Origin of the sequence: Marinobacterium sp. xm-g-59, assembly GCF_013283315.1 — a bacterium.
In the GTDB taxonomy this organism is placed as follows: Bacteria; Pseudomonadota; Gammaproteobacteria; order Pseudomonadales; family Balneatricaceae; genus Marinobacterium_E.
The window spans coordinates 251,311-277,222 of sequence record NZ_WBYR01000003.1 but is presented as its reverse complement, the minus strand read 5'-3'; the positions used below and the strand labels follow the sequence as shown (position 1 = coordinate 277,222).

Below are 25,912 nucleotides of genomic sequence, written 5' to 3'. Positions count from 1 at the left end.
TTAAGCGCCCAATCTAGCTACAGCATTAAGAACGATGGTTTGAAACTGAAGTTTTATGAAGTAGTTTACAAAGCTTCAAGATAAGTCTCTTCAGCTTAGAGGGTGGTCTTGGGATCGCTCCAATCTGACAGATTATGCGGGGAAGAGGTAGGTGCTCACCGTCATCTACCTTTGGTGTAACCTTAGTGTCTTCCATGCTCAATTACCGTATCACAATGTCAAGTTTTGACAAGTTTTGTTGGTTGCAGTGCTTGCTGTAGGTCTGGCAGGTCGATGCCTTTAATTCTTGGTATTGCTTGCTTCAGGTGCGCGTTGTAGAACAGCAAGCTAATGTCTAAATCTAGGTCTTCAGCGAACAAGTCCAGTAACTCGGGAACTGTATCATTATTGATAAACTGTAATCAGATTAAGGATCAGTTTTTGTTGACTTTGTTTTAGAACCCGAAGTCCTTCGAGTACTGCTCTGCTTGCTCTCTTGTAAGGTTTGGATGACTCCGAAGTATAAGATCGATTACGTCACGCGGTGGCGAATATGTTGCGCTTGAGGAACGCGCCTCGCTCTCTGCTAGTAAATCCCTCATTACCTGAATGTTCGGCTTCGAGTCTTTGTTCGCTTCGTCGAACGCTGTTTTCTCGTCCTGTAGCTCCTGGCTGTAGAGTGGGTTGTACATTTTGCTCTCCTACTGATTGAATTGCGCTGTTAATAGCAGCGTTGGCGTAATCAGGTACTTCATGTCAGTGTAGCCTGATACTTCTTCCTATATAGATGAGTATGATAAAACCTGATAACGCAGCCCTAGAGTCAAAGCTATAAGGCCCAATTTAGTCTGGGTGGCTGATTATTTTTTCGTAGTTTGAGGCGAGTGGTTTCGCAAGTAATTGTCCACCCACCATCTAGGGTATAGATGCTCCGTTACTATCTCTCTAATCCCTTCTAACTCCGCTTTATTTAAAATGGGTCCTCTCTCACTTAAAGCATTGTGTATAAGCCTAACTATGCTGTACACCATTGGTTTTGGCATGCTTTGAAGTTCTTCTCTGGAAAACTCACGAAGGGCTTCACGATTAATATCATCACTCGTTACGTTGAGTTTAGGCTTGTTTGAGGGGTATGTGATTTTGGTTGAGCTTGAATAGTTGTCTGACATCTTTGTTACCTCTACTCCCATTGATTGAGATAACCGTGAGGACAGGGAGTAGAGTCTTCGCCGGTTTAGCTGAACTTATATCCCGCCCGCAAGTTGGTTTAAATCGGCGGCTAAATTTAATTATATCAAACTTGGTGACTAGTTTGCTTCTAGCTCTACCCGTTCATTGGTGCAACAGTACCTGAGTACCCGTGCACTCCCGTACAATATACTTTTTATATACTGTTACCTATAAGGGCCTTATTAGTTTGATCACCTTCCTTCTGGTTAAGAGTTCAGTAAGGTCATAACGTTGCACAGGGACTAAAGATGTTGCTAGAGAAAGTGAATCTCCTGCTGTTTTTATTCCTAAACTTTGTAGTGCCGCAAGCTTACACCGACACTAATCTTTGAGCGTAAATAAACGGGCTCTGTATGAAATTTATAAGAACTTTACCCAATGACCCTGCATTTGCATTGCCAGTCTTGATAGCACAGGAAATCCTTAATGCTGAAGCTATATCTAGTATTGAAGCAAAGACGATTGGTCAAAGGCTCTTTGATCTTTTTGAGGAGTGGCGTATTGGTTTGCTTGAAACTGGAAATTACTTCATTGCGTCAGAGCTGAGTGATGAAAATTGTGTAGATTTAAAACCTTGGGAGTTTTGGAGTCAGGGTGTATTTGATCCTCTAGATTTGTATCTTAAGTTGAAACGGCTAGATGATGGATTTTTTACTAGGGTTATATCTCAACATATTGACCGAATTAATTTAGCTAGTCTAATTCTCTATATTGCAAATGATGATAGGGAATACGGCTGGTTGGGAGAGGATGTTAATGTTGAACTGCTTTTGCATAAATGTGTTACCCATATAGTTATTGAGGGTAATCTTGCAAATGTTCACCGTTTACTTGATGACACTCTACCTAAAAAATATAAGCAACTAGAACAATATCAGTCTAAGTTGGCCGATCAAAGGTTGGCTCGTAAGGGGGCTGTAAAAAAATCAGAAAAGCACCAGGATTTGCAGAAGTATGCTGTACAGCTTTTTAATGAGGGTGGGTTTCCTAAAATGGCTGTTGGTGCAAGGCAGATTCTGGATGCTGTGAATGAGTATAACGACCGTTACCTCATGGCTAAGAAAGTACCTGCAAATGAACGCAATATTATATCCTGGCTTAGTGCTGCTAAGGCTAGGGGTGAATTAATCTTCAAATCCGATTAAATTACATTCTGCAGGCATAGTGTGTTTAAACCACATTCTGCCTGCAAGCTGTGATTTTATAATTCTAGTGTACTGGGAAAATAGAGACTTCAAAGTAAAGGAGTCTCAATATGGACAGAGCGAACAAAATTGACCCTAAGGCATTACGATTATCACAGGGTTTTCATCAAGCATCTTGTTTAAGAAAACACATAACTAATATTCCTGTGTGCAAACCTAGTAGACAGGATTTTGTTCGTATCCACCCATCATCCCACTATCACATTGATACAGCCGTTGTCGAGCTCAAAGATGAGAGAGAAACTTTCCTGCTCAGTCCTTCACTTGTAACAGAGTTGCGAGGCCTATGGGTTCCTAAAACACTAATTACCTACATCAATCGTCAGGGGGTTTTGGCACTTTGGCCAATTCGTCTTCCCGGTGAGGATGGACGTTTAGATAGTTGGAATGCATCGGCGACTGAAGCAGCCCACTTGGCTGTTGAGAACTGGGTACGTGTATCTTCAAATATGTCTCAAGGGGCATATGACGTCTACGTTGCCACAGGGGAAATACCAGATCCCGAGTGGCCTGAAATGACCTTTGAAGAGATTCTTAACATTGCTTTTAAGAGCCATATCATCGATGACCTGAAACACCCGGTTATTAAACGGCTACTTGGAGCCGCGTAATGGATGATTTGAGAGCAAGCTTCAAGTCCATCTGGCTGGTTAACTTCGAGTTCATTGCTGAAGGCGGGAACAACCCTGAAGTGGTGTGTTTGGTGGCTCATGAGCTCCATTCTGGGCTTGTTTTGCGACTCTGGAGGGATGAGTTAGGTCTTCTCGTAAATTCGCCTTACGATGTTGGAGAAGAGGTCTTGTTAGTGTCTTACTGTGCATCAGAAGTAGTGAGATGTCATATCACTCTAGGGTGGGACATTCCATCGAATGTCTTAGATCTCTATGTAGAGTTTCGTAATCAAACTAATGGTCTTCCATTACCCTGTGGTACAGCCCTAGTTGGTGCTTTTACTTGGTATGGGTTGGATAGCTTGGGCTGCAGAGAGAAACCATCCGTTCGGAATTTAATCCATACGGGCGGCCCCTGGACAGACACTGAGATCAGAGCAATCCTCGATTACTGTGAGTCAGATGTTATTGCTTCAGAAAAGTTATTACCCAAAGTAGCAGATAAGTTAGATCTTCCAAGAGCACTGCTAAGGGGCTCTTACATGAAGGCTGTAGCCCAGATGGAGTTTTTTGGAGTACCCATTGATACAAAGCTGCTCAACCAATTACAGCGCCATTGGGAGACAATTAAGGAAGAGCTCATTGAACGAATAGATCTGCAATATCACGTCTATCAGGGTACTACGTTTAAGCAAGAGGATTTTTTGGATTATCTCATTGAGAACGATATTCCCTGGCCTCGACTTCCTTCAGGTCAGCTAGATCTTAGCGATGATACCTTCAAGGCGATGGCTAAGTGTTATCCTAGACTAGCTCCATTACGAGAGCTTAGGACCGCATTATCACAAATGCGTCTGGGCCAACTGGCAATTGGAAAGGATGGCCGAAATAGGTGCCATTTAGCGCCTTACAGAGCCCGTACAGGCCGAAATCAACCAAGTACTAACAAGTTTATCTTTGGTCCTTCAGTGTGGCTAAGAGGCCTAATTAAGCCTAGTGAAGGATTTGGCCTGGCGTACATAGATTGGTGTCAGCAAGAGTTTGGTATTGCTGCAGCACTCTCAGGTGATCCGAAGATGAAAGAGGCTTACCAATCGGGAGATCCCTACCTTGCGTTTGCAAAGCAGGCTGGTGCTGTTCCACAAGACGCAACTAAGACAAGTCATAAACCTGAACGAGAACAATTTAAAGCGTGCGTTCTAGCTGTTCAGTATGGGATGGGAGCAGAGTCATTAGCTCAAAACATCAATCAACCGATGTATCGGGCAAAAGAACTGCTTCGGCTACATCGAGAGACCTATAAGGTTTTTTGGTGCTGGTCTGAGGGAGCTGTAGATCATGCCATGCTTTATGGAAAACTTTGGACAACCTTTGGTTGGGCTGTACATGTTGATCAGAATCCTAACCCTCGCTTTCTTCAGAACTTTCCGATGCAAGCAAACGGAGCGGAGATGCTGAGGTTGGCATGTATCCAGTTAATCGAAGCAGGCATTAAAGTCTGTGCGCCAATTCATGATGCTGTTCTTATTGAGGCTCCACTCACAGAGTTAGACGAGATCATTGAGCTTGCTCAGCAAATTATGTCTGATGCGAGTGCCGTGATTCTTGATGGTTTTAGGCTAAACACAGACGTTGATGCAATCCGGTACCCAGATCGTTACTCAGACGACCGTGGTGTGGAGATGTGGGAAACGGTATTGAGATTGTTGGAGACGCTTGAGGGGCAAGGCAATGACTAAGTCCTACAAAACTTCTGAGTTAGCCTTATCCGATAGGAGTGCAATGCCTGATAAAGCTAGACAGCTACGACCAGTGAAAGCGAAAGCGGCAGTGCCATTAATCAATGGGCGGTTTTTAAAAGGACCTATACCACTGAATTGGTTAACCGCTGCAGCTAAGTTGCCAGGTAAAACCCTCGAGGTTTCATGTGCTATTTGGTTTTTAGTAGCAGTTAACAAGAGCCAATGCGTGAAGCTCTCTAATAAATTACTAAAAGAGTTTGGTGTTGATCGGTATGCCAAGAATCGTGCGCTTCAGAGGCTAGAGGAAAGGGGGTTGATAACCTTAGTTCAAAAGACTGGTTGCAGTCCAGAGATAAGTGTCTTGGAGTGTATTGACGATGGCTGAGCCGATCCTTCTTCCACGTTTAATCAGGCTTCGTGATGCTCCCTTTTATTTAGGGATGGATCGTAATCGTTTTGGTGAGGAGGTGCGCCCATATGTTACTGAGATACGTGTTGGGGTGCAGGGAGTTGCATTTGATCGACTTGAATTGGACGCTTGGGCAGAGCAATATAAGGCTCGCAACGGGCGTCCTGGTCAACCGAAAGGAGAGACCACATGGGACGTAAAAAGATACCCGGACTCATCAAAAGAGCCGGTGTATGGCACATCGACAAGCAAATCTCAGGGCGGCGCATTTGCCGCAGCACTGGCACAGATCAACTTGTAGAGGCCGAAAGACTCCTAGCGCGAGTGATAGATGAGGCTCGCCAGGCGGAAATATACGGTGTAAGACCCGAACGCTCATTTGAGCAGGCTGCGGCTAAGTACGTGGTGGAAAACACTCACAAGCGGAGCTTAAAGAATGACATCAGTCGTCTGAAGCTTTTAATGCCGTGGATAGGTGACACATCGATAAGCCGTCTGAATCTAGGATCTCTGCAGCCGTGGATTGACCATAGGCGAGCAGAAGGTGCTGCCGCTGGCACCATAAACCACGGCTTAAAAGTCGTGCGTCGTATACTCAACCTTGCGGCACACGAATGGGTAGATGAGTATGGCCTGAGTTGGCTTCTGACAGCGCCTAGAATTAAGTTGTTGCCGGATGTTGATAAGCGCCAGCCTTATCCACTTAGCTGGGATGAGCAGGAGAAGTTGTTTGAGGCGTTACCTAAGCACCTTAAGCAAATGGCACTGTTTACAGTGAACACGGGTTGTCGAGACGCTGAAGTTTGTAATCTCAGATGGGATTGGGAAGTTCAGGTGCCTCAACTCAAAACCTCAGTATTTATTATCCCCAGCGAGCACGTAAAGAACGGAGATGAGCGCCTCATCGTTCTGAACGACGTGGCTAAGAGTGTTGTAGAGGAACAGCGAGGTTTGAGTAACACCTATGTGTTTCCATACCAAGATAGACCGGTACAACGCATGCTCAATGGTGCTTGGCTTCGTGCTCGAAAATCAGTTGGTTTAGATATGGTGCGGGTACATGACCTTAAACATACTTTTGGTAGACGATTGAGAGCAGCAGGGGTGAGCTTTGAGGATCGGCAGGATCTCTTAGGGCATCGCTCTGGTCGAATAACAACACACTATTCGGCTGCTGAGTTAACGTCACTGATTGAGGCGGCAAATAAGGTCTGCTCTAAGAGCGACAAGCCAGATTTAGTCGTGATGAGAAGGTTGAGGCTAGTGGGGTAGGTCCCGCAAAAGTCCCGCAAGGGAGAAATAAAAAAGGCCCGCTATCTCTGCAAGCCTTTAATATTGGTGCCTCGAGGCGGAATCGAACCACCGACACGAGGATTTTCAATCCTCTGCTCTACCAACTGAGCTATCGAGGCAACTCATTGGAGGCGCGTATTAAACCGAGATCTGCTTTGGGTGTCAACAGTCTGATTTAAAAAATCTTTATTTAGTGGGTACGTAGCCTTCGGCTTTCTCGAAATCTTCTCCAGCGAAGAACTTTTGCATTTCGCCTTGTAAGAATTTGCGCGATTCTGCATCCATCATGTTGAGGTGCTTTTCATTGATCAACATGGTTTGGTGATCGGTCCACTCTTGCCATGCTTTTTTAGAGATGTTGTCGAACACATCTTGGCCGATTGGGCCGGGGTAGGGTGCGCGCTCTAGGCCTTCTAGTTCTTCTTGGTACTTACGACAAAATACAGTGCGTGACATTTAACTCTCCTTGTGTGCGGCGCTGAGTGTATCAATCAGAGTCTTAACAGGCGCCGCTAAGCCAACTTCGCTAGGTTGTACGCTGTTATACCAGAGTGTGGTTCGCTCTTCCATGACGTGTTCGACTTGCAGGTCGTCTGCATTGATGACGACGGGTGTGATCTCTAGGTGGTAGTGCGAGAAGGTGTGTCTAAACGGCTCTAGGATCTCAAGTTTCTCTTGATCAATCGCCCAGTGCATCTCTATATCCCGTAGGTCTGTGACTTCTGGAAAACTCCACAGTCCACCCCATATGCCAGCCGCAGGCCGTTGCTCGAGAAGGAACTTTTCACCCTCTTTTATCAACAACATAAAGGTCTGTTTTGTGGGCTTCTCTTTTTTGGGTTTTGATCCAGGAAAATCTGTAACGCGATCTGCTTTTAGAGCTAAACAACCGTCGCTAATTGGGCAATCTGCACAACGGGGTTTGGAGCGAGTGCAGAGTGTCGCACCAAGATCCATCATCGCTTGGGTGTAGTCGGCATTGCGGCTATTCGGGGTCAATGAATCGGCATGATCCCAAAGCCGATTAGCGACTTGGGTATTGCCGGGCCAACCTTCGACAGCAAAGTATCGTGCTAAGACGCGTTTTACATTGCCATCCAGAATGGCTGCTTTGGTGCCATAAGCAATGGAACTGATCGCGGCAGCGGTTGATCGTCCTACACCTGGAAGTTGCTCGAGCAGGTGAGGGTCTTGCGGGAAGTGACCTTTAAACTCATTAACGACCATGTTGGCTGCTTTGTGCAGGTTTCTGGCGCGGGCGTAGTAACCCAGACCGGTCCAGTGATGCAAAACTTCATCAATCGGTGCTTTGGCTAAGGCTTCGACTGTGGGGAAACGCTCCATAAAGGCGTTGTAGTAAGGAATCACAGTCGCTACTTGGGTCTGCTGCAACATGATTTCAGAGATCCAAGTGTTGTATGCGCTTTTTGTCTGTTGCCAAGGGAGGTGTTTGCGACCGTGTTGATCAAACCATTTCAACACGATCGCAGAGAAGTGACTGTTATCCATTCGGTCTCTTTATTAATTACCGAACAGCCCTTTAATCAGAGATCCGGCGTCTTGGCTTTTCAGCTGTTCGCCCAATTTATCTTTAAGAGAGTCTTGTAGCTTCTCTTTGGCTTGCTGTTCGAGTGCTTCTTTTTTCTTGTCGATCTCTGCTTGCAGCTTCTCGCCAGCTACTTTCTTCAGCATGTCACCAACAAAGCGGGTATCCAGTTTGCAGAGTTTAACAGGGTCGGTGTCGAATGTGCCTCTGCAATTGACGGGGATACGGGTGCCACGCAGTGCTGGATTGATGCCACAGCTCTTCTGGAAGAGGTCCTCTTTTATGGTAAGCCCAAGGGTGTAATCCAGTGACTGTTTGGGCAGGTTAACGGTCCCGTTGGCATCTAGGTTGGCGGCATCGACACTAGCTAGAAGTTCAGGATTGGTCACAACGCCATTTTTAATAATGAAATCGCTGCTCAGGTTAGCAATCGGGGTGGTTTTGTCGACCTGGTCAGGGTTGAAGCCGAACGAAGTGATGTTCTCGATCTTTTGGCAAAGCTCTTGTGCCATATCGATCCCTTTGATTACCCCTTCGTCAGCGGTCAGTGTCATTTTGCCGTTGAGGTTTTCGATGAATGCCTTAACGGATGTCCCCTTAGTGCTCAGCGTTCCTGCTAGGTCGACTTTGGCCGAGAGTATGGGATCTTCCATAGCCAGTGCCATCAGTTGTTCAGCGGCAATGTCTTTAAACCTTGGATTGAACGTTAAGGTTGGCGCTTTGTTATCTGCTCGAATCTCGGCAGTGGCATTTAAAGAGCCACCAAAGGCTTTAGCATCTAACTGATCGACGGTCAGCACGCCCCCTTTGGTTTTGGCGCTGAGTTTTATGTCAGAAATGGTCTGCTTTTTCACGATAAGGGTATCGAGCGATAGCTGGTAAGAAGAGTTATCAGCAATGGGCAGTGATATCTCGATTGGATCTGTTGGCCAGCCTTTTTCGGAAGAACTACTATTTGCTTCAGTGTCGCTTGATGGGAGGTAGCGATCCAAATCGATGCTGTCCCCTGCTAAATTGACTTGCATGGCAAAGCTGTTCAGATCGACGGTTGTTGACCCTTTAAAGCGGCTTTCATCAAATCGTAGATCGATGTTGGAGAGAGTCAAAATCTGCTTCTCGGTATCGAATTGCAGGGCGGTTGTCAGATCGATGGCTAGATCGAGGTTGCCTTGATCTTGATTGGGCATAGAGAGCATCAGCCCTGTGATTTGAATGCTGTCCGCTTCAATTTTGCCGCCCAACAGTGCTGGGATACTAATAACGGCTCGTGCGTTTTCGAGGGTGGCCTGTTGTTGTGAGTCGTTCGTTTGTGCAGAGATGTCGCTCAGCTCAACCGCAAGCGTAGGGTAGAGCGACCAACCGATCGGGCCATTTATTGCCAGTTCAATGCCGGCTTTTTCTTTGGCTTGCTGCTCGATTTCGGCTTTGTATTCGTTGGGATCAAACAGGTAGGCCATGTAGCCTGCCAGTGCACCAACCATTAAAACAGCCAGCAATAGTAGGGCGAAGATTATTCGAATAGCGACTTTCATAGTGTTTTCCAAATTAGGGATTTACATTCAGTGTAGTCGAAAATTAAAAAAAGCCAGTTAACCTGCCGTTTCCAGCGCGATTTCGCTATACTTGCGCTTTGCGCATGACTAGCGGAGAGAAACATGGCTGCACGCACAGCAAACGTATCACGCGATACGCTAGAAACTCAGATCAGTGTTGAGATCAATTTGGACGGTACCGGCGAGTTTAAAGCCGATACTGGCGTCCCTTTTCTTGAACACATGATGGACCAAATTTCGCGTCACGGCTTGATTGATATCAACGTCAAAGCGAATGGCGATACACACATCGATGATCACCACACGGTCGAAGATATCGGCATTACACTGGGCCAAGCGTTTAAGCAGGCTGTTGGTGATAAGAAAGGCATTCGTCGTTACGGCCACGCTTACGTGCCACTTGATGAGGCTTTGTCACGTGTTGTAATCGACTTTTCAGGTCGTCCAGGTCTAGAGATGCACGTCGATTTCGTGCGTGGTTCTGTGGGTGGTTTTGATGTTGATCTGTTTGGCGAATTCTTCCACGGTTTTGTGAATCACGCGGGTGTCACGCTGCACATTGATAACCTGCGCGGTAAGAACACTCACCACCAAGCGGAGACTGTATTCAAAGCCTTTGGCCGCGCTCTGCGTATGGCATTGGAGTTTGACGATCGTGCTGCTGGCATGATGCCTTCAACTAAAGGGTGTCTATAAGTTATGAGCACGATTGCCGTTATTGATTACGGTATGGGTAACCTGCACTCGGTTGCCAAAGCGCTTGAACTGGTTTCCGACGACGGCACTCAGGTCGTGTTGACGGCTGATCCACAGAAGGTTCGCGATGCGGATCGCGTCCTTCTGCCAGGTGTTGGCGCTATTCGCGATTGTGTAGCAGAGATGCGCCGTCTTGGTGTGGATCAAGAGGTGAGCGAAGCGATCAGCTCTGGAAAGCCCTTCCTAGGTATCTGTGTGGGTTACCAAGCACTGACTAACTTCTCTGAAGAGAATGGCGGTGTGGAGTGTTTAGGCGAGTTTGAAGGCCGTGTTAACTTCTTTGGTAAAGATCTTAAAGACGACAACGGCGACAAGCTTAAAGTGCCGCACATGGGTTGGAATCAGGTTCAGCAGAGTATTGATCACCCACTTTGGCAGGGCATAGAAAACGACACACGTTTCTACTTTGTGCACAGCTACTACGTTAAGTTGGCGGAACAAGCATTGGTTGCCGGTACCGCAAATTACGGTGTCGACTTTGATGTGGCTTTGGCTAAGGATAATGTCTTTGCTACGCAGTTCCACCCAGAGAAGAGCTCGAAAGCGGGCCTTCAGCTTCTAAAGAATTTTGTAAATTGGAACGGCCAAGTTTAAGTCGTTCACCCATAGGAAAAGCTTCAATGTTAATTATCCCTGCGATTGATCTTAAAGACGGTAAATGTGTGCGCCTGCGTCAGGGCCGTATGGATGACTCAACCGTATTCTCTGACAACCCCGTTGATATGGCGGCAAAGTGGGTCGATGCGGGATGTCGACGTTTGCACCTTGTCGATTTGAATGGCGCGTTCGCAGGCGAGCCAGTCAATGGTGGTATCGTTCGTGAGATCGCTAAAGCATACCCTGATCTACCGATTCAGATCGGTGGCGGTATCCGTTCTGCAGAGACCATTGAAGCCTACCTAGATGCCGGCGTCTCTTACGTGATTATCGGTACTAAAGCGGTTAAAGAGCCTGAGTTTGTTACCGAGATGTGTAAAGCCTTCCCAGGCAACATCATTGTGGGTCTTGATGCGCAAGATGGCCGCGTTGCGATTGATGGTTGGGCGGAAGTGACTGATGTAATGGCGGTTGATCTGGCTAAACGTTTCCGTGATGACGGTGTCTCTTCAATTGTCTACACCGATATCGCTCGTGACGGCATGATGCAGGGCGTTAACGTAGAGGCTACCGTTGATCTGGCGGTACAGGGCGGTATTCCTGTTGTCGCTTCAGGCGGTGTCACGAACATCGACGATATCCGTGCATTGGCGGAAGTGGCTGACCAAGGCATTTTGGGTGCGATTACTGGCCGAGCTATTTATGAAGGCACACTGGATGTGGCTGAAGCACAGGCTCTTAGCGATCAGCTGACGGCTAAGTAAGGATTTATAGATGGCACTAGCGAAGCGCATTATCCCTTGTCTGGACGTCGAAAACGGACGCGTCGTTAAAGGCGTTAAGTTCCTCGATATTCGTGATGCTGGTGATCCAGTTGAGGTCGCCCGTCGATACGACGAACAGGGGGCTGATGAGATCACCTTTTTGGATATCACAGCCAGCCATGAAGGCCGTGACACGATGGTGCATACGGTTGAGCGTATGGCGTCGCAAGTGTTTATCCCGTTGACCGTTGGCGGTGGTGTTCGTACCTGTGATGATATTCGTACGCTGTTAAATGCTGGCGCTGATAAGGTCTCTATTAATACGGCGGCCGTATTTAACCCCGAGTTTGTCAAAGAGGCCGCGGATCGTTTTGGTAGCCAGTGTATTGTTGTGGCGATTGATGCGAAACGAGTCTCTGCTCCAGATGAAGAAGGCCGCTGGGAGATCTTTACCCACGGTGGTCGCAAGCCTACCGGCCTAGATGCTGTTGAATGGGCGCAAAAGATGGAAGAGCTTGGTGCGGGTGAGATTCTACTGACCTCCATGGACCAAGACGGTGTGAAAAGTGGTTATGACTTAGGCGTGACTCGCGCAGTGTCTGAAGCGGTGACCATTCCTGTCATCGCATCAGGTGGCGTTGGTAACCTAGATCATTTGGTTGATGGCTGCATCGAAGGCAAAGCCGACGCAGTGCTGGCCGCCTCTATTTTCCACTTTAACGAATACACAGTACCCGAAGCGAAAGCGTACATGCGTGAGCGCGGTATTGAAGTACGTCTTTAATCAACGGCAAAGGTAGGCATCGATGCTAGATCCCAATGAACTAGAAACTGAGATTCGTAACCTTGAGCACTGGCAGCAGGTTGCCTTCTCTGCTGCGCTGACCGAGCGTATGTTCAATAACTTCGCGCTGTTCTCCAAGTTGATGGAGTTTGGCGATTTAGATCGCATGCGCACAGTGCTTGATGGCGTATGGGGTGAATTGGCTCAAAACGGCAGCAAGCTAAACTACGACGTTCAGCTTGGCCATGTTGACGATAACCTGGTGGATCTCGATGAGTTCGACACCTTTGGTGCCATTCCTGCCCGCGATGCAATGCTGGCGCTCTACTCAACGCTGATGTGTAAGCTAGAGAAAGAGGCGAGCGACGCGGTTGCGGTATCGAACCTCTCTTACGAGACCGTATCGGCTTACATTGAGTTTGCTGAAGCGGACGATCAGATGTCTGATGAAGAGCTGATCCGCATGATCAACTCACACGACATGATGCTGGATGAAGATGCGTTTCAGAGCGAAGTTCTGGAACAGCTAAACGGCGCTAAACAGAATGCTGCAACCATCACAGCACTGCGTGAGCTTGGTGAAAACCAAGGCATCTCAAACATAGGGATCAGCGACGAAGAGTAATGCTTAGACTGGGTCTTATTCTTCTGATTGTTCCAAGCCTCGCACTGATGGGGGCTTACATGTACGAGCAGCACTTGATCGAGAGCTGCACGGCGACCGGTGGTTTCTACGACTATGCTCTCTCAGAGTGTGATCCACAGACAGAACAACCTTTTTTTCCTTTTATGGTGCGCTACCCACTGTTGGTGAACGGCGGCATGCTGTTGAGTGTGTTGGGTCTTCTGTTAACCATCGTTGGCCTCTATAAACCCAATAAGCGAGACGTTGCGTGATTAAAAAGATCATCTGGGCTCTTATTTTACTGTCAGGCATCGGCTTCTACCTCTGGGCAGAGTTTGCCGGTGATGATTGGCTCGAAGCGTTCAACGCAGAGCGACAACAGGCGGCTGCCGAATTCTTTGCTAAGGGTGAAGAGCAGGGTAGGGTAAAAACGGACGCAGCTTGTTTTGATGATGCCATTGGTCAGATCGCAGAGTGCCTAAGCATCTCCTGTACCGTGGATGCTGGCCAGTATTTGCGCGGTTGTTGGGGCGTTGCCGAACGTGCAGAGAGCTTCTGTGATGGGGTGCCAGAGTTCCAACAAGAGAAGAGCGAAGAGGAGAAAGAGTGGGCCCGTTTTGCCTGCTACGATCTGAACAGCCGCGGTGATGGCTGTCGTCTTCTGATGCGTCAAAAGCAGCAGCACTGCGCAACACAATAAGGACAAGTTAATGAACTACTATTTAGCAGCAATGGAGCCCTTCCTATTCTGGGGTGGCTTGGGCATCTACATCATCTCTCTAGCCATGTATGGAACTCGCAGTGGCGATTGGAAAGCGATCATCCGTTTTTGGGAGCCGCTACTTAAACTTAACCCAACCGAATTTCGTACCAACCGCATCGGTCTTAGCGGCATGATTCTGGCGGTTGTGATTCGAGTCTACCTAAACTTCCTAGCGTAATTTCACTATGCGCACGAACTCGCCTTTCTCAGGTTTGGCCTACCTAGGCCGCGGTTTCAAAATGCTGTCGGAGCCAGGTCTGCGTGCCTTTGTGTTGGTACCGCTGCTGATCAACACAGTTATCTTTGTTGGTGCGATCTATCTTCTGGTGACCAACTTCTCCGCTTGGGTTGATGCTCTAATTGCGCTTTGGCTACCCGATTGGGGGTGGTTGGATTATCTGATCTACTTCTTATGGCCCATTTTCGCGCTGGTCTTGGTGCTGATGGTCTATTACGGCTTCTCGGTCGTTGCGAATTTTATAGCGGCGCCATTTAACGGCATCCTTTCAGAGCGGGTCGAGCAGCGTCTGCGTGGCGATGTGATCAGCAATGAACTCAGCCTTTTGCAGATGATTCCCGGCACCCTCGCACGTGAATTAGCTAAGCTAGCCTACTTTATTCCAAGGGTTTTGCTTCTGTTGATTCTAGGCTTTATACCGCTCATCAACCTAGCGACCCCAGTGCTTTGGTTCATCTTCAGTGCGTGGTTGATGGCGATTCAGTACATCGACTACCCGATGGATAATAACGGCCTGACCTTCAAGCGAATGAAAGGGTTATTGAAAGAGCGCCGTTGGTCTGCGTTAAGTCTAGGCTCGGTGATACAGCTTGGCATGTTGGTACCACTGCTCAATCTGATTTTGATGCCAGCGGCTGTGATTGGCGCGACGATCTTTTGGGTGGAAGAGTATGAAGCTCAGGATGAGCAAAGTCGTTTAGAGTAAGCGCTGTTAAATCTTAACAACTCGACTTTCAGGGAAGGTCACACTAAATCGGCTTCCTTCACCCGGTTTACTGGTAACGCCTAATTTGGCATTGTGCCTAACCAACACGTGTTTCACGATGGCCAGTCCAAGACCTGTACCACCACTGTCGCGTGATCGTCCCTCATCCACTCTGTAGAAGCGTTCTGTGATTCGTGGGATGTGTTCAGCTGGTATACCGACTCCGGTATCGGTCACTGAAAACTGTACGCCGTTGTCCAGTTTCTCCAATGCTATATCAATGACGCCGTTAGCCGGTGTATATCGAACCGCATTGAACACAAGATTGGATAGGGCGCTACGTACCTCACCCTCATTGCCTAGAATGTCAAAACCTTCATCCATATTGAGCGAGATTTGATGCTGTTTAGGTCCAGAGACATCTTTCGCCTCTTCGGTGATTCCATTGAGCATTTCTCTTATGAAAATGGGCTTTCGGCTCTTATTTTCTGAGCTGGTTTCCAAGCGAGAAAGGGTTAGTAGATCAGCAATCAGAGCAGCCATACGACTGCTCTGAGACTGCATAGAGTGGATCGCTTTTTGTATTGGTTTGGGCAGCTCTTGCTCTTGTAGTGTTTCCAGATACCCATGAATCACTGTGATTGGAGTTCTCAGTTCGTGTGACGCATTGGCCAAGAAGGTATGACGCATAAGGCCGACTTTTTCGCTCTCAGAGATATCCCTGACAATTAGAACTTTGTCACCTTCACCAAAGGACTCTACACGGTACTCAAGCACTCTTTTTTGGTCTGCTGAGTCTGCTTTGAATGAAGCGATATGAGACGATTGAGAGTAAAATTCTAAGAAATTAGGTTCAGAAAAGACCTCCTGTACCCTTTTATGTTTCTGCTCAATGGTTATCTCTAATATCTCTTCAGCGGCATTATTCCACCACTCAATATTGTCTTGATTATCAATGATGACGATGGCGTCTTTCATGGCAGAGGTAGCTGCTTGAAACTGATCCATATCGGCATGGATCTCATCGTATTCAGCTTCCGTCTTATTCCGATAGTTGGCTATCGAGCGAACAATACGCCCCTGTTCAAAGGGTAATTTAGGATCTGGCGAGCTGAGATTTTGGTCTAGCCAAGTGACTAACTTTGCGTTCAGCAGCGAACTCAATATCGACCAAAGCAAAGAGCCAAATAATGCACCCAGTATTAGGTTGTGACTTGTAAAAAAACCGAGAACTGCACCAGCAAGAGTAAAGCTGAGAAGGCCAAGTAGTTGGCGTGCTATCGATTCGGTCACAAATCTATCCTAGAGTTTGGTTGAAAAACGGTATCCTGTACCACGAACCGTTTGGATTAAATTACCAAGGTCTGGCCCTAGTGCTTTGCGAAGACGTCGAATGTGCACATCCACTGTTCGCTCCTCCACATAGACATTCCCGCCCCAAACCATATCTAATAATTGGCCCCGGGAATAGGCTCTATCTTGATGTGTCATAAACAGATGAAGCAGTTTGAACTCTGTTGGACCTAGATTGAGCGACTGGCCGGAAGCATCCGAAACCCGATGTGAGACTGGATCTAAAATAATCCCACCGATTGAGATGGCGCCCTCATCACTCTCGGGAAGGCTTCTTCTAAGAACCGCTTTTAAGCGAGCGATCAGCTCTTTGGGTGAAAAAGGCTTAGTAATGTAATCATCTATACCCGCTTCAAGGCCCTGAATTTTATTGTCTTCATCAGCTTTCGCCGTCAGCATGATGATCGGTAGGTCTTTGGTGGTAGGGTCGCTGCGAAGACGCTTGGCTAGCTCTATTCCGCTGGTACCAGGCATCATCCAATCGAGCAGCATCATGTCAGGCTTTTCATCAATGACCATGGCATGGGCTGTTTTTGCATCACAGGCCTCTAGTGTCTCAAAGCCGGCGAGCTCTAGTGCCATTACAATCATTTCACGAATAGCGGATTCATCATCAACGATCAGTATGCGTCTAGAACGACTCATGGTAACTCTCTCATCTGTTTCATTGACCTCATTAAATGATGCTTTCGTTACAAAAAGATGACAATGACGTTTTACAGTGCGTAATCAGCAGCTAATCCCACCAAAACAACTAGTTCAGCATAGTGATTATTTAAAAATGCTTTGAAACAGGGCATGCGTTCACGATCTTTTATCAGCCAGTGCTGGTAGATAAAGAACCCGATTGCGCCAATCAGTCCAAGATAGAAATAGATTCCAAGGGATTCCAGTATTCCAATCCACACCAGTACAGCAAGAGCAGCAAACTGCAGGCCGGCTATAGCCATGCGATCGTATTGGCCAAAAAATACAGCTGTCGATTTGATACCTATCTTTAAATCATCATCCCGATCGACCATGGCGTACATGGTGTCATAAGCGACCGTCCATAAAATTTTAGCAAGGAAGACTAACCAGCCGACTAATGGCACTTCGCCTAAGGTGGCAGCAAAGGCCATAGGAATTCCCCAACCAAACGCCATACCCAAAACGACTTGGGGGAAGTGGGTGTAGCGCTTCATAAAGGGGTAGCTGAAGGCTAATAACAGAGCGATGGGCGACAGCATGATCGCGGCTTTGTTCGTGAACAGCACTAAGATAAACGCAATTAACATTAACCCGACGAATAAGCCAATGGCTTCTTTGCTAGTGATGCGTCCCGTTGGAAGTGGGCGTTCTGAGGTGCGCTTTACATGGCCATCCACTTTACGGTCTGCAAAGTCGTTAATTACGCAGCCGGCTGAACGAGTCACCCATACCCCAAAGGTAAAAATAAACAGTAGATCCCAACTGGGTAAACCGCCTGCGGCGATCCATAAAGCCCAGAGAGTTGGCCATAACAAGAGATAGGTGCCAATCGGTTTGTCTGCTCGCATCAATTGCCATGCGGCATGGAGTTTATCTGCAGTGATCACAAGTGACTCAAGTATCTTTAAATTAAGGTGGTAGTATGAAGTGAGGGAGTGCTTAAAACAACAAAGCCACCTGAAGGTGGCTTTGTTAGAAGCAGAGTCGCAAGCTTACTCGCGAACGATCTTTTTGATCTCTTTGGTCTTCATGTGACGAACATCGGTACCGCTGACTTGGTAGATGACTTGCTCAGCCAAATTGCAGGCATGATCACCGATTCGTTCCAGTGCACGAAGGATCCAGATAATATTTAGCACACCACTGATAGAGCGTGAATCTTCCATCATGAAAGTGATTAAAGCTCGCATGGTCGACTGGTACTCACGATCAACATGTTTATCACTCTTGACCACTTTGTACGCTAATTCGATGTCACGATTTTCAAAAGCGATTAATACTGAGTTGAGCATGTCTGTGACCAGCTCACCAATGTGGCTGACCTCATGAAGACTTTTGCTACTCGATTCATTATTTGACAGATCGATGGCCTGTTTGGCAACGCGAGAGGCTTCATCTCCGATACGCTCCAGATCAACAATGGCACGGTTGATTGACAGAACCAGCCTTAAATCAACGGCTGCTGGCTGGCGAAGCGCAATGATCTGTTCACAGGCTTTATCAATCTGATTTTCGAAGCGATTGGTCTCTCGATCCAGCTCACGAGTTGATTCAGCCAGTGAGATATCTTGATTGAGCAGTGCATGCAAAGAGTCAGTGACTTGCTGCTTAACGGTTCTGCCCATCTCTAAAAATTCGGAACGAAGCCTCTCAAGCTCTTCGTTGAACTTATTTGATGTGTGTTGCGAATAGATCTCGCCACTGTCGCGCATTACAAACCCTCTTTTCAGGTCAAATAGGTCTAATTACCTTTAGTATTTCAAAAGAATGTTAGAGATTTGTGACAGTTTCGTGTCGATTTGGTTAAAGCAAAATATATCTCTAAAGGGTAGGCTTACCTTGCGATAAAACTTATGATTATCAAAGAAATCAGCTTTTTAGGCTGTTGAGATAAGCCCAATGGACACGCAATGCAGTTAATTGAAAAAGAGTTAAGTTGGTTATCGTTCAATGAACGCGTACTGCAGGAAGCTGCGGATGTAAACGTACCCATCATTGAGCGTGTCCGTTTTTTGGGTATTTACTCCAGCAATTTAGATGAGTTTTTCAGAGTTCGGGTTGCAGACTTGCACCGTCGCCTACGTCTTGAGCAACTAGGCAAGGTCGAACCCAAAGGGATGTCGGCTGAAAACCTGTTACATCTAGTGAATGAGAAGGTACAAACTCTCGCAGATCGTTTTAATGACATCCACATAGATGTCATCAAGGGACTCGCCCGTCGCAATATCTTTCTGATCAATAACGATCAGTTGAACGAGAAAGAGGGTGGCTGGTTACGGAAATACTTCCGAGATGAGGTCCTGCACCACATCACACCCATCTTAGTGAATGAGAACACCAAGCTTGCTAACGTCATGAATGATGAAGATGCGTACCTGATGTGTGCCCTAAAAAAAGGGACTTCAGTTCAGTATGCCCTTCTTGAGATTCCTTCAGATAAAACCAATCGATTTATCCAACTACCTCGAATCAAAGGTCAGCGGCGAAAGCCAATTATCGTGCTCGATAACGCCATTCGTTACTGCGTCGACGATATTTTTGACGGTTTTATCGATTTTGACTCAGCAGAGATGTTTGCCGTCAAAGTAACCCGTGATGCGGATTATGACTTAGAGCGAGATGTTGAGTTATCCCTCTTAGAAAAGATGTCTCAAGGGATTAAGCAGCGTGATACCAATAGGCCCGTGCGTCTGGTTTATGACGAAATGATGCCTGATTACATGTTTGATTTCATGTGTGACAACTTGGGGCTGCAACCTGATGCTGAAACCACTGCGAGCGGGCGTTATCGAAATTTTAAAGACTTTATCAATTTCCCTAACGTTGGGCCGCGCTATTTAGAGAACGACAAGCTCTCAGCTCTTAACAGTGCTCAATTTGATAATGCTTCAAATGTGTTTGAAGCGATTACTAATGAGGACATACTGCTCCATTATCCCTACTATAAATTTCGTTATTTGACTGATTTTGTTCGTGCGGCATCCTTCGATCCCGCCGTTAAGCAGATACAGGTCACCGTTTACCGAGTCGCTAACAATAGTCAGATTCTTAAGTCACTGATTGAGGCCGTTAAAAACGGTAAAAAAGTGATTGTCATTGTCGAGCTCAGTGCACGATTCGATGAAGAGGCGAATATTGAATGGGCACGAGAACTTACCGAAGCTGGCGTTGTCGTTGAGTTTGGTGTTGCCTCACTCAAGTGCCACGCAAAAATCATCCACGTCATACGTGAAGAGGCGGGTGAAGAGGTTGCTTATGGTTACATTAGTACCGGTAATTTGAACGAGAAAACTGCCCGAATTTATACCGATTTTGGTCTTTTTACTAAACGACCTGAAATTACAGCAGAGCTCGAAAAAGTCTTTGATTTTATTATCAATCCTTACAAAAATTTCAAGTTCAAATATCTTCAGGTTAGTCCAAACTACAGCCGTGACCCAATCAATCAACTGATTGATGATGAAATTGAGGCTGCACGAAATGGCAATCGTGCCGAGATCTTTTTGAAAGTGAATAATCTAGTCGACGAGGGGCTCTCTAATAAACTTTATGAAGCGAGCCAAGCTGGAGTCAAAATACGTCTAATCGTTCGCGGAATGTGTAACATATTAGCCGGTATACCAGGCGTCAGCGACAATATTAAAATTATAAGTATTGTTGACCGCTATCTTGAGCATGCTCGTGTGTCACTGTTTTATGCCGGTGGTAAACGAAAGATGTTTTTAACTTCCGCAGACTGGATGACCCGCAACATCGACCACCGAATTGAAGTCGGTTGCCCGATATTGGATAAGAATGTTCGTAAGCTCATTAAGGATCAGCTCGATCTACAATGGCGAGACAACACTAAGGCTAGAGCTTTAGATCCCGAACAGAGCAATCAATACGTCACTCGTGGCAATCGCAAGAAAATACGCTCACAGATGGCAATTTACGACTACTTAAAACAGCTGGAGCGCTCTCGTGAACGACAAGCATAACTCCGAATCTGAACCACGACACTTTGCAGCGATTGATCTCGGTTCTAATAGTTTTCACATGTTGGTCGTGCGTCAACTTCACGATGATGTGCAGCCCCTTTTTAAACACAAAGAGCGTGTTCGCTTGGCTGAGGGTTTAGACGCTAAAAATAACCTGTCCGAAGAAGCGATCGAGCGTGGAGTAGCAGTACTTAAGACGTTTTCTGAACAACTGACTCCCTTTCCTAACTGCACGGTTCGTGTGGTCGGTACACACACGTTGCGCATTGCTAAAAATCGCAGTGAATTTCTTGCCTCGGCTAGACAAGTCTTTCCATACCCTATCGAGATTATCAGTGGTCAAGAAGAGGCTCGTCTGGTTCATTTGGGTGTTTCAAGCTCAGAACACCTAGCGGGTAATACCCTGGTTATAGACATTGGAGGCGGGTCCACAGAGGTTGCTCTCGGTCGTGAGAATAGCTTGGAGTTAGGTCGCTCTCATACCATGGGTTCGGTGAGTTTTACTGAGGCCTTCTTCAGTAAAGGCGTTGATAAGGCCTCTTATAAAAAAGCGAAGCTTTATGCGCAACAGCAGTTGGAACGCTTTTCAGCCCTCTTTGCATCCATCGGTTGGAATCAAGTCCGGTGTACTTCAGGTTCAGCTCAAGCGATAGCAACTGCTAGTGAAAACTTGGGCTATGATCCGAAAGAGATCTCGGCTAAATCGATAAAAGCCTTGCGTAAATTAGTCGTCAAAAATGAGTTATCCAGTAAGGTTGTAAAGGGTATTAGTGAGCAGCGGTTGCAGATATTTGCCGGTGGATTGGCGATTTTAGATGCGGTTTTCTCTAGTCTCGAAATTGAGCAAGCTAAATTCTCTTCAGGTGCTTTAAGAGAAGGTTTATTGGGTGAATTTACTGCGTCTTCAGGAGACCAACAGGATACTAGAACGCGTGCGATTCGCTCCTTGATGGCGCGTTACCATGTTGATGTTAAACACGCTGAACGTGTCAGTGATACAGCAACAAAACTTTGGCGACAGTTAGCGCCTGAGTTGCGACTACCGGTTTTTACACGTCGTTACCTGCAATACGCAGCACTGACACATGAGGTGGGACTCAACCTAAATTCAAGTGGTTTGCAGAAGCACTCAGCCTACATCTTAGAGCATTCAAACTTAGCCGGTTTTAGTTTCGATCAGCAAAAGCTAGTCGCTCTAATGGTTCGACTGCACCGTAAAAAGATTAAAAAGTCCCTAGTGACTAACCTTGGCATGCTATCGAAAAAACATGCCATCGCGTTGATTCTTATTTTGCGCCTCTCTGTTATCTGGCACCTAAGCCGGAGCACCGAGTACCCCGAAGTGCCTAAAATAGATTTTGATGGCGAGCGACTCACCCTCTCATTGGATGCAGAGGTCAGTGATGAGTATCCACTGCTGATTGCGGACCTCGAAAGGGAAGAGTCTTTCTGTAAACAGTATGGCATCGATATGCGTATTGAATTTCTGCTTTAACCAAAACGGCCAGTAATGTAGTCCTGAGTTAGCTGGTGTGATGGGTTGGTGAAGATCTGTTCAGTGTTACCCACCTCAATCAGATCACCCAGGTGGAAGTAGGCTGTACGATCAGAGACACGCGCTGCCTGTTGCATTGAGTGCGTGACGATAACGATGGTGTACTGGCTCTTAAGCTCTTCAATCAACTCTTCGACCTTTGCTGTCGCAATCGGGTCCAGTGCGGAACAAGGCTCATCCATAAGAATGACCTCTGGGCTTACCGCAATCGCGCGTGCGATACATAGACGCTGCTGCTGACCGCCCGATAGGCCTGTACCCGGTTGATCTAGACGATCTTTAACTTCGTTCCAAAGGCCCGCTTTCTCTAGTGCCGACTCGACGATGTCGTCCAGCTCGCTTTTGCTTTTAGTTAAGCCATGAATACGAGGGCCGTAAGCGATGTTGTCGTAGATCGATTTAGGGAATGGGTTTGGCTTCTGGAAAACCATACCGACACGCGCACGAAGTGGTACAACGTCCACGGATGGCGCGTAAATATCTTGACCATCCAGTGCGATGGTACCTTCGACTCGACAGATATCGATGGTATCGTTCATACGGTTCAAGGTACGAAGGAAGGTTGATTTACCACAGCCGGATGGGCCGATGAAAGCAATGACTTCCTGCTCACCAATATTGATGGTGACATCTTTGATGGCATGTTTGTCGCCGTAGTAAACGTCAACATTACGAGCAGTCATGCGCGGGTTTTCAACAAACACATTACCCGTCGTTTTGATATTACTGTTTTCCATCTTCTTGTCCGTTGAATTGTTTAAGTCTTTAGATTCGTTCATGTGATTGCTTACCAACGACGCTCTAGCTTCTTACGAAGCATGATTGCAGCCGCGTTCATCGAGATAAGGAAGGCCAGTAGTACGATGATTGCAGCACTGGTTTTCTGAATAAACATTCGCTCTGCAAAGTCAGCCCACATAAAGATTTGAACCGGTAGTACCGTCGCAGGGTCGGTAAAGCCACCAGGAATATCAACAATGAAGGCCACCATACCAATCATCAACAGTGGTGCCGTCTCACCTAGAGCTTGCGCCATACCAATGATGGTACCCGTCAGCATGCCTGGCATCGCAAGTGGGATAACGTGGTGGAAAATGGTCTGCATTTTCGATGCGCCAATACCCAATGCGGCATCACGAATACTCGGTGGTACTGCACGAATCGCCGCGCGCGAGGAGATGATAATCGTCGGCAGAGTCATCAGTGCCAGTACGATACCACCTACGAGTGGGATTGATCGTGGCATGCCGAAGGTGACAATGAAGATCGCCAAGCCCATGATGCCGAATACCACTGAGGGTACCGCTGCTAGGTTGTTGATATTGATCTCAATGATCTCAGTCCAACGGTTTTTTGGAGCTATCTCTTCAAGATAAACCGCTGCCGCAACACCCAAAGGAAAGGCGATGCTGACACAGATAGCCAGCGTCAGAAGCGAACCGAAAAGAGCCCCTTTAATACCGGCCATCTCTGCATCACGCGATGCCGAACCGAAGAATAGGTAGTCGCTTAGCTCGTAGCTGATTAAACCGGCCTCTTGCCACTTGTCTACGATCTCGATTGTGAAGTCGTTGATACGGCGATCTTTCTCAGGGGTTTCACGTTTAATGAATCCACGCAGGAACGAGTCGATATCATCATCCACAGCAAACTTAATGGTTTGCGTTGTGCCCATCAATTCAGGGTTAGCCTTTACGAAATCGATCAGGCGCTGTGAGCCACCCGAAGAGACCATCTTACGAAGGGCCTTCTTAGTTTTACGGCCTCCCTCTTCACCAATAGAGGCGAGTGAGGCTTCCAAAATAATTTTGTCGGCATCACCCGAGAAGAGCGAGGCATCTGACATATCACCCTGTGGGTCAAGACGCGCTTTATCCAATACCACATCCAGCTGAACGTAGTGCTGGAACATGCCTGGCAGGCCTTTGGTTAAGATGCCCGAGAACAGAACGACTAGGAAGGTTAACGCTAGACCGACAGCCGATAAGCCCATCAGACGAAAGCGTTTCTCTTTCTTGCGACGTTGTTTCAGTGACGCTTCAACGCGCGCAGTCGCCTCTTGAGGTGAGAGGCCCTTGAATGCCTTGTTAGTCATATTGTTCCCTGTACTTCTTAACAATTTGAAGGGCGAAGAAGTTTAGACCCAAGGTCAAAATAATCAGCATTGTAGATAGCGCAAATGCTGATAGTGTTTTCGCCGACTCAAACTCTTGGTCACCGACCAGAATTGTAACGATCTGAGATGTCACGGTTGTGACAGCATCGAGAGGGTTGAATGAAAGGTTGGCCGCTAGGCCTGCAGCCATTACTACGATCATGGTCTCACCGACTGCACGAGACACCGCAAGAATGACGGCCGCAACAATACCTGGCAGTGCCGCAGGAAGGACCACTTGGCGGGTGGTTTCGCTCTTAGTCGAGCCTAATCCGTAAGCCGCATCACGGAGTGATTGAGGCACCGCATTGATCACGTCATCTGAAAGTGATGAGACGAATGGAATGATCATAACTCCCATGACGAGACCTGCCGCGAGTGCTGATTCAGACGCAACAGTAAGGCCTAATGATTCACCAAACCCTTTGATAGCAGGCGCAACGGTTAAGGCTGCGAAGAAGCCGTAAACCACAGTGGGTACGCCGGCAAGAATCTCAAGCAGCGGTTTAACGGTCGAACGCACTTTTGGCGAAGCATATTCGGCTAGGTAGACCGCACTGGCAAGACCAACTGGCACTGCAACGATGATCGCGATAGAGGAGATCAACAGGGTGCCCGCAAACATCGGTAGCATGCCGTATTTCGCTTCGCCGCCACCTGATCCAGCGCGCTCTGCACCTTCAAATTGAGGGTTCCATTCGGTACCAAATATGAAGTCAGTAGGAGGAACCAGTTGGAAGAATCGAATGGTTTCAAACAGTACAGACAGTACGATACCAATGGTCGTAAGAATGGCGATGGTTGATGCTGCAATCAGACCGTATGAGATCAGTTTTTCTACACCGTTACGTGCACGAAAATCGGAATCGATCTGACGGTAAGCGATCAAACCACAGGCCGTTGCTAGTCCTAAAACCACGGCGGATTTCAGCATCGTAGAGGTTGCAGCCCAGCCAATCCAAGCTTCTCCTGCTTGTAGTACCCAGGCTTCAGGTTCACCAAAACGGATGCCTGCGACAATGTTTTCTACCTTGGCGAGCGCCACAATGGCTTGTGAACCGCCTGCAGCAAGGATTTCAGGAGGATAGAAATCACGCACCCAGCTTTGGAACAGCTGAATATCAATGATAGACCAGAGAATCAGTACGACGACCGCTGGGAAGAAGGCTAACGAGCCAGCCCAAAGGCCATAGTAGTTTGGAAGCGAGTGGAAGGTTTGCCCATTTGATCGAGCGATAAGAACCGTCCTTTTAGCTATGAAGTAAAAGGCGAGACTGATGACTGTTAAAATAATTAGCAACGAAGTCAGTGTCATTTCAGTATCTCAAATGCTGAAAAATCCGACCTGTAAGACAGGCCGGATTAATTTCAATCTAGG

Annotated in this window: 28 protein-coding genes and 1 tRNA gene; 17 read left to right on the top strand and 12 right to left on the bottom strand. The window is 47.1% G+C overall.

The window, feature by feature from the left end:
- Positions 1-434 precede the first annotated feature (434 nt).
- Positions 435-671, bottom strand: a complete 237-nt coding sequence (locus tag XMG59_RS05785) for a hypothetical protein (protein WP_173498367.1) — start codon at positions 669-671, stop codon at positions 435-437.
- 891 nt (positions 672-1,562) lie between these two features.
- On the opposite strand from XMG59_RS05785, the gene XMG59_RS05780 reads away from it, so the two are divergent.
- The 6 genes from XMG59_RS05780 (at position 1,563) to XMG59_RS05755 (ending at position 6,448) form a co-directional block, all read left to right on the top strand.
- Positions 1,563-2,354 carry a hypothetical protein gene (locus XMG59_RS05780; protein WP_173498366.1) on the top strand — a complete coding sequence of 264 codons (792 nt, stop codon included), beginning with the start codon at positions 1,563-1,565 and terminating at the stop codon, positions 2,352-2,354.
- A 110-nt stretch (positions 2,355-2,464) separates the two neighbouring features.
- Positions 2,465-3,025, top strand: coding sequence for a hypothetical protein (locus XMG59_RS05775; protein WP_173498365.1), 561 nt, complete (start codon positions 2,465-2,467; stop codon positions 3,023-3,025).
- A complete protein-coding gene (locus tag XMG59_RS05770) occupies positions 3,025-4,764 on the top strand; it encodes a DNA polymerase (RefSeq protein ID WP_173498364.1) in 1,740 nt (579 codons plus the stop codon). The genes XMG59_RS05775 and XMG59_RS05770 overlap by 1 nt, the downstream gene beginning before the upstream one ends.
- A gap of 43 nt (positions 4,765-4,807) precedes the next feature.
- The gene (locus XMG59_RS05765) at positions 4,808-5,152 is read left to right on the top strand and encodes a hypothetical protein (RefSeq protein ID WP_173498363.1); all 345 of its coding nucleotides are present in this window, start codon (positions 4,808-4,810) and stop codon (positions 5,150-5,152) included.
- Positions 5,145-5,477, top strand: coding sequence for a hypothetical protein (locus XMG59_RS05760; protein ID WP_217363696.1), 333 nt, complete (start codon positions 5,145-5,147; stop codon positions 5,475-5,477). Before XMG59_RS05765 ends, XMG59_RS05760 begins: the two co-directional genes overlap by 8 nt.
- Positions 5,366-6,448 carry a site-specific integrase gene (locus XMG59_RS05755; RefSeq protein WP_173498362.1) on the top strand — a complete coding sequence of 361 codons (1,083 nt, stop codon included), beginning with the start codon at positions 5,366-5,368 and terminating at the stop codon, positions 6,446-6,448. Before XMG59_RS05760 ends, XMG59_RS05755 begins: the two co-directional genes overlap by 112 nt.
- A 64-nt stretch (positions 6,449-6,512) precedes the next feature.
- Here the strand turns inward: XMG59_RS05755 and XMG59_RS05750 are convergent.
- The 4 genes from XMG59_RS05750 to XMG59_RS05735 all read right to left on the bottom strand — a co-directional run bounded on the left by XMG59_RS05750 (position 6,513) and on the right by XMG59_RS05735 (position 9,547).
- A tRNA-Phe gene (locus XMG59_RS05750) sits at positions 6,513-6,588 on the bottom strand.
- Positions 6,589-6,655: 67 nt separating this feature from the next.
- Positions 6,656-6,925 (bottom strand): oxidative damage protection protein, encoded by a 270-nt coding sequence (locus tag XMG59_RS05745; protein WP_173481822.1) that lies wholly within the window; start codon positions 6,923-6,925, stop codon positions 6,656-6,658.
- The gene (gene mutY / locus XMG59_RS05740; protein ID WP_173495360.1) at positions 6,926-7,978 is read right to left on the bottom strand and encodes an A/G-specific adenine glycosylase; all 1,053 of its coding nucleotides are present in this window, start codon (positions 7,976-7,978) and stop codon (positions 6,926-6,928) included.
- Between the two features lie 12 nt (positions 7,979-7,990).
- Positions 7,991-9,547, bottom strand: coding sequence for an AsmA family protein (locus XMG59_RS05735; RefSeq protein ID WP_173498361.1), 1,557 nt, complete (start codon positions 9,545-9,547; stop codon positions 7,991-7,993).
- Positions 9,548-9,670: 123 nt separating this feature from the next.
- Between XMG59_RS05735 and hisB the strand changes: the two genes are divergently transcribed.
- The 9 genes from hisB to cysZ are packed head-to-tail and all read left to right on the top strand — an operon-like array spanning position 9,671 to position 14,801.
- On the top strand, positions 9,671-10,264 hold the full coding sequence (gene hisB / locus XMG59_RS05730) for an imidazoleglycerol-phosphate dehydratase HisB (RefSeq protein ID WP_173481825.1): 594 nt from the start codon (positions 9,671-9,673) through the stop codon (positions 10,262-10,264).
- A 3-nt stretch (positions 10,265-10,267) separates the two neighbouring features.
- Complete coding sequence (gene hisH / locus XMG59_RS05725; protein ID WP_173482644.1) at positions 10,268-10,918, top strand: imidazole glycerol phosphate synthase subunit HisH; 651 nt, start codon at positions 10,268-10,270, stop codon at positions 10,916-10,918.
- 26 nt (positions 10,919-10,944) lie between these two features.
- Positions 10,945-11,685, top strand: coding sequence for a 1-(5-phosphoribosyl)-5-[(5-phosphoribosylamino)methylideneamino]imidazole-4-carboxamide isomerase (hisA, locus tag XMG59_RS05720; RefSeq protein WP_173481827.1), 741 nt, complete (start codon positions 10,945-10,947; stop codon positions 11,683-11,685).
- Positions 11,686-11,695: 10 nt separating this feature from the next.
- The gene (gene hisF, locus XMG59_RS05715) at positions 11,696-12,469 is read left to right on the top strand and encodes an imidazole glycerol phosphate synthase subunit HisF (protein ID WP_173481828.1); all 774 of its coding nucleotides are present in this window, start codon (positions 11,696-11,698) and stop codon (positions 12,467-12,469) included.
- Between the two features lie 22 nt (positions 12,470-12,491).
- On the top strand, positions 12,492-13,094 hold the full coding sequence (locus XMG59_RS05710) for a DUF416 family protein (RefSeq protein WP_173494594.1): 603 nt from the start codon (positions 12,492-12,494) through the stop codon (positions 13,092-13,094).
- Positions 13,094-13,366: a hypothetical protein gene (locus XMG59_RS05705; RefSeq protein WP_173498360.1), complete on the top strand. Its 273-nt coding sequence runs from the start codon at positions 13,094-13,096 to the stop codon at positions 13,364-13,366. The genes XMG59_RS05710 and XMG59_RS05705 overlap by 1 nt, the downstream gene beginning before the upstream one ends.
- Positions 13,363-13,794: a hypothetical protein gene (locus XMG59_RS05700; protein ID WP_173498359.1), complete on the top strand. Its 432-nt coding sequence runs from the start codon at positions 13,363-13,365 to the stop codon at positions 13,792-13,794. The genes XMG59_RS05705 and XMG59_RS05700 overlap by 4 nt, the downstream gene beginning before the upstream one ends.
- Before the next feature lie 10 nt (positions 13,795-13,804).
- Positions 13,805-14,035, top strand: a complete 231-nt coding sequence (locus XMG59_RS05695) for a hypothetical protein (protein WP_173498358.1) — start codon at positions 13,805-13,807, stop codon at positions 14,033-14,035.
- Positions 14,036-14,042: 7 nt separating this feature from the next.
- Positions 14,043-14,801, top strand: coding sequence for a sulfate transporter CysZ (gene cysZ, locus XMG59_RS05690; protein ID WP_173498357.1), 759 nt, complete (start codon positions 14,043-14,045; stop codon positions 14,799-14,801).
- A 6-nt stretch (positions 14,802-14,807) separates the two neighbouring features.
- Here the strand turns inward: cysZ and phoR are convergent, their stop codons facing one another.
- The 4 genes from phoR to phoU all read right to left on the bottom strand — a co-directional run bounded on the left by phoR (position 14,808) and on the right by phoU (position 18,556).
- Entirely contained in the window at positions 14,808-16,094 is a 1,287-nt protein-coding gene (gene phoR, locus XMG59_RS05685) for a phosphate regulon sensor histidine kinase PhoR (RefSeq protein ID WP_173498356.1), read from the bottom strand.
- A 9-nt stretch (positions 16,095-16,103) separates the two neighbouring features.
- Positions 16,104-16,799, bottom strand: coding sequence for a phosphate regulon transcriptional regulator PhoB (gene phoB, locus XMG59_RS05680; RefSeq protein WP_173481835.1), 696 nt, complete (start codon positions 16,797-16,799; stop codon positions 16,104-16,106).
- Positions 16,800-16,870: 71 nt separating this feature from the next.
- Entirely contained in the window at positions 16,871-17,731 is an 861-nt protein-coding gene (gene ubiA, locus XMG59_RS05675; protein WP_173498355.1) for a 4-hydroxybenzoate octaprenyltransferase, read from the bottom strand.
- Between the two features lie 105 nt (positions 17,732-17,836).
- Positions 17,837-18,556 (bottom strand): phosphate signaling complex protein PhoU, encoded by a 720-nt coding sequence (gene phoU / locus XMG59_RS05670; protein ID WP_173498354.1) that lies wholly within the window; start codon positions 18,554-18,556, stop codon positions 17,837-17,839.
- 198 nt (positions 18,557-18,754) lie between these two features.
- Between phoU and ppk1 the strand changes: the two genes are divergently transcribed.
- Both ppk1 and XMG59_RS05660 read left to right on the top strand, forming a co-directional pair.
- Positions 18,755-20,824, top strand: a complete 2,070-nt coding sequence (ppk1, locus tag XMG59_RS05665) for a polyphosphate kinase 1 (protein WP_173498353.1) — start codon at positions 18,755-18,757, stop codon at positions 20,822-20,824.
- Positions 20,808-22,319, top strand: a complete 1,512-nt coding sequence (locus XMG59_RS05660; protein WP_173498352.1) for an exopolyphosphatase — start codon at positions 20,808-20,810, stop codon at positions 22,317-22,319. Before ppk1 ends, XMG59_RS05660 begins: the two co-directional genes overlap by 17 nt.
- On the opposite strand, the gene pstB is transcribed toward XMG59_RS05660, so the two are convergent.
- Genes pstB through pstC form a run of 3 tightly spaced genes read right to left on the bottom strand, consistent with a single transcriptional unit; the run spans position 22,316 to position 25,849 of the window.
- Positions 22,316-23,158 (bottom strand): phosphate ABC transporter ATP-binding protein PstB, encoded by an 843-nt coding sequence (pstB, locus tag XMG59_RS05655; protein WP_173498351.1) that lies wholly within the window; start codon positions 23,156-23,158, stop codon positions 22,316-22,318. The genes XMG59_RS05660 and pstB overlap by 4 nt on opposite strands.
- Before the next feature lie 8 nt (positions 23,159-23,166).
- On the bottom strand, positions 23,167-24,474 hold the full coding sequence (gene pstA, locus XMG59_RS05650) for a phosphate ABC transporter permease PstA (RefSeq protein WP_173498350.1): 1,308 nt from the start codon (positions 24,472-24,474) through the stop codon (positions 23,167-23,169).
- Positions 24,467-25,849: a phosphate ABC transporter permease subunit PstC gene (pstC, locus tag XMG59_RS05645; protein WP_173498349.1), complete on the bottom strand. Its 1,383-nt coding sequence runs from the start codon at positions 25,847-25,849 to the stop codon at positions 24,467-24,469. The genes pstA and pstC overlap by 8 nt, the downstream gene beginning before the upstream one ends.
- Between the last annotated feature and the right edge of the window lie 63 nt (positions 25,850-25,912).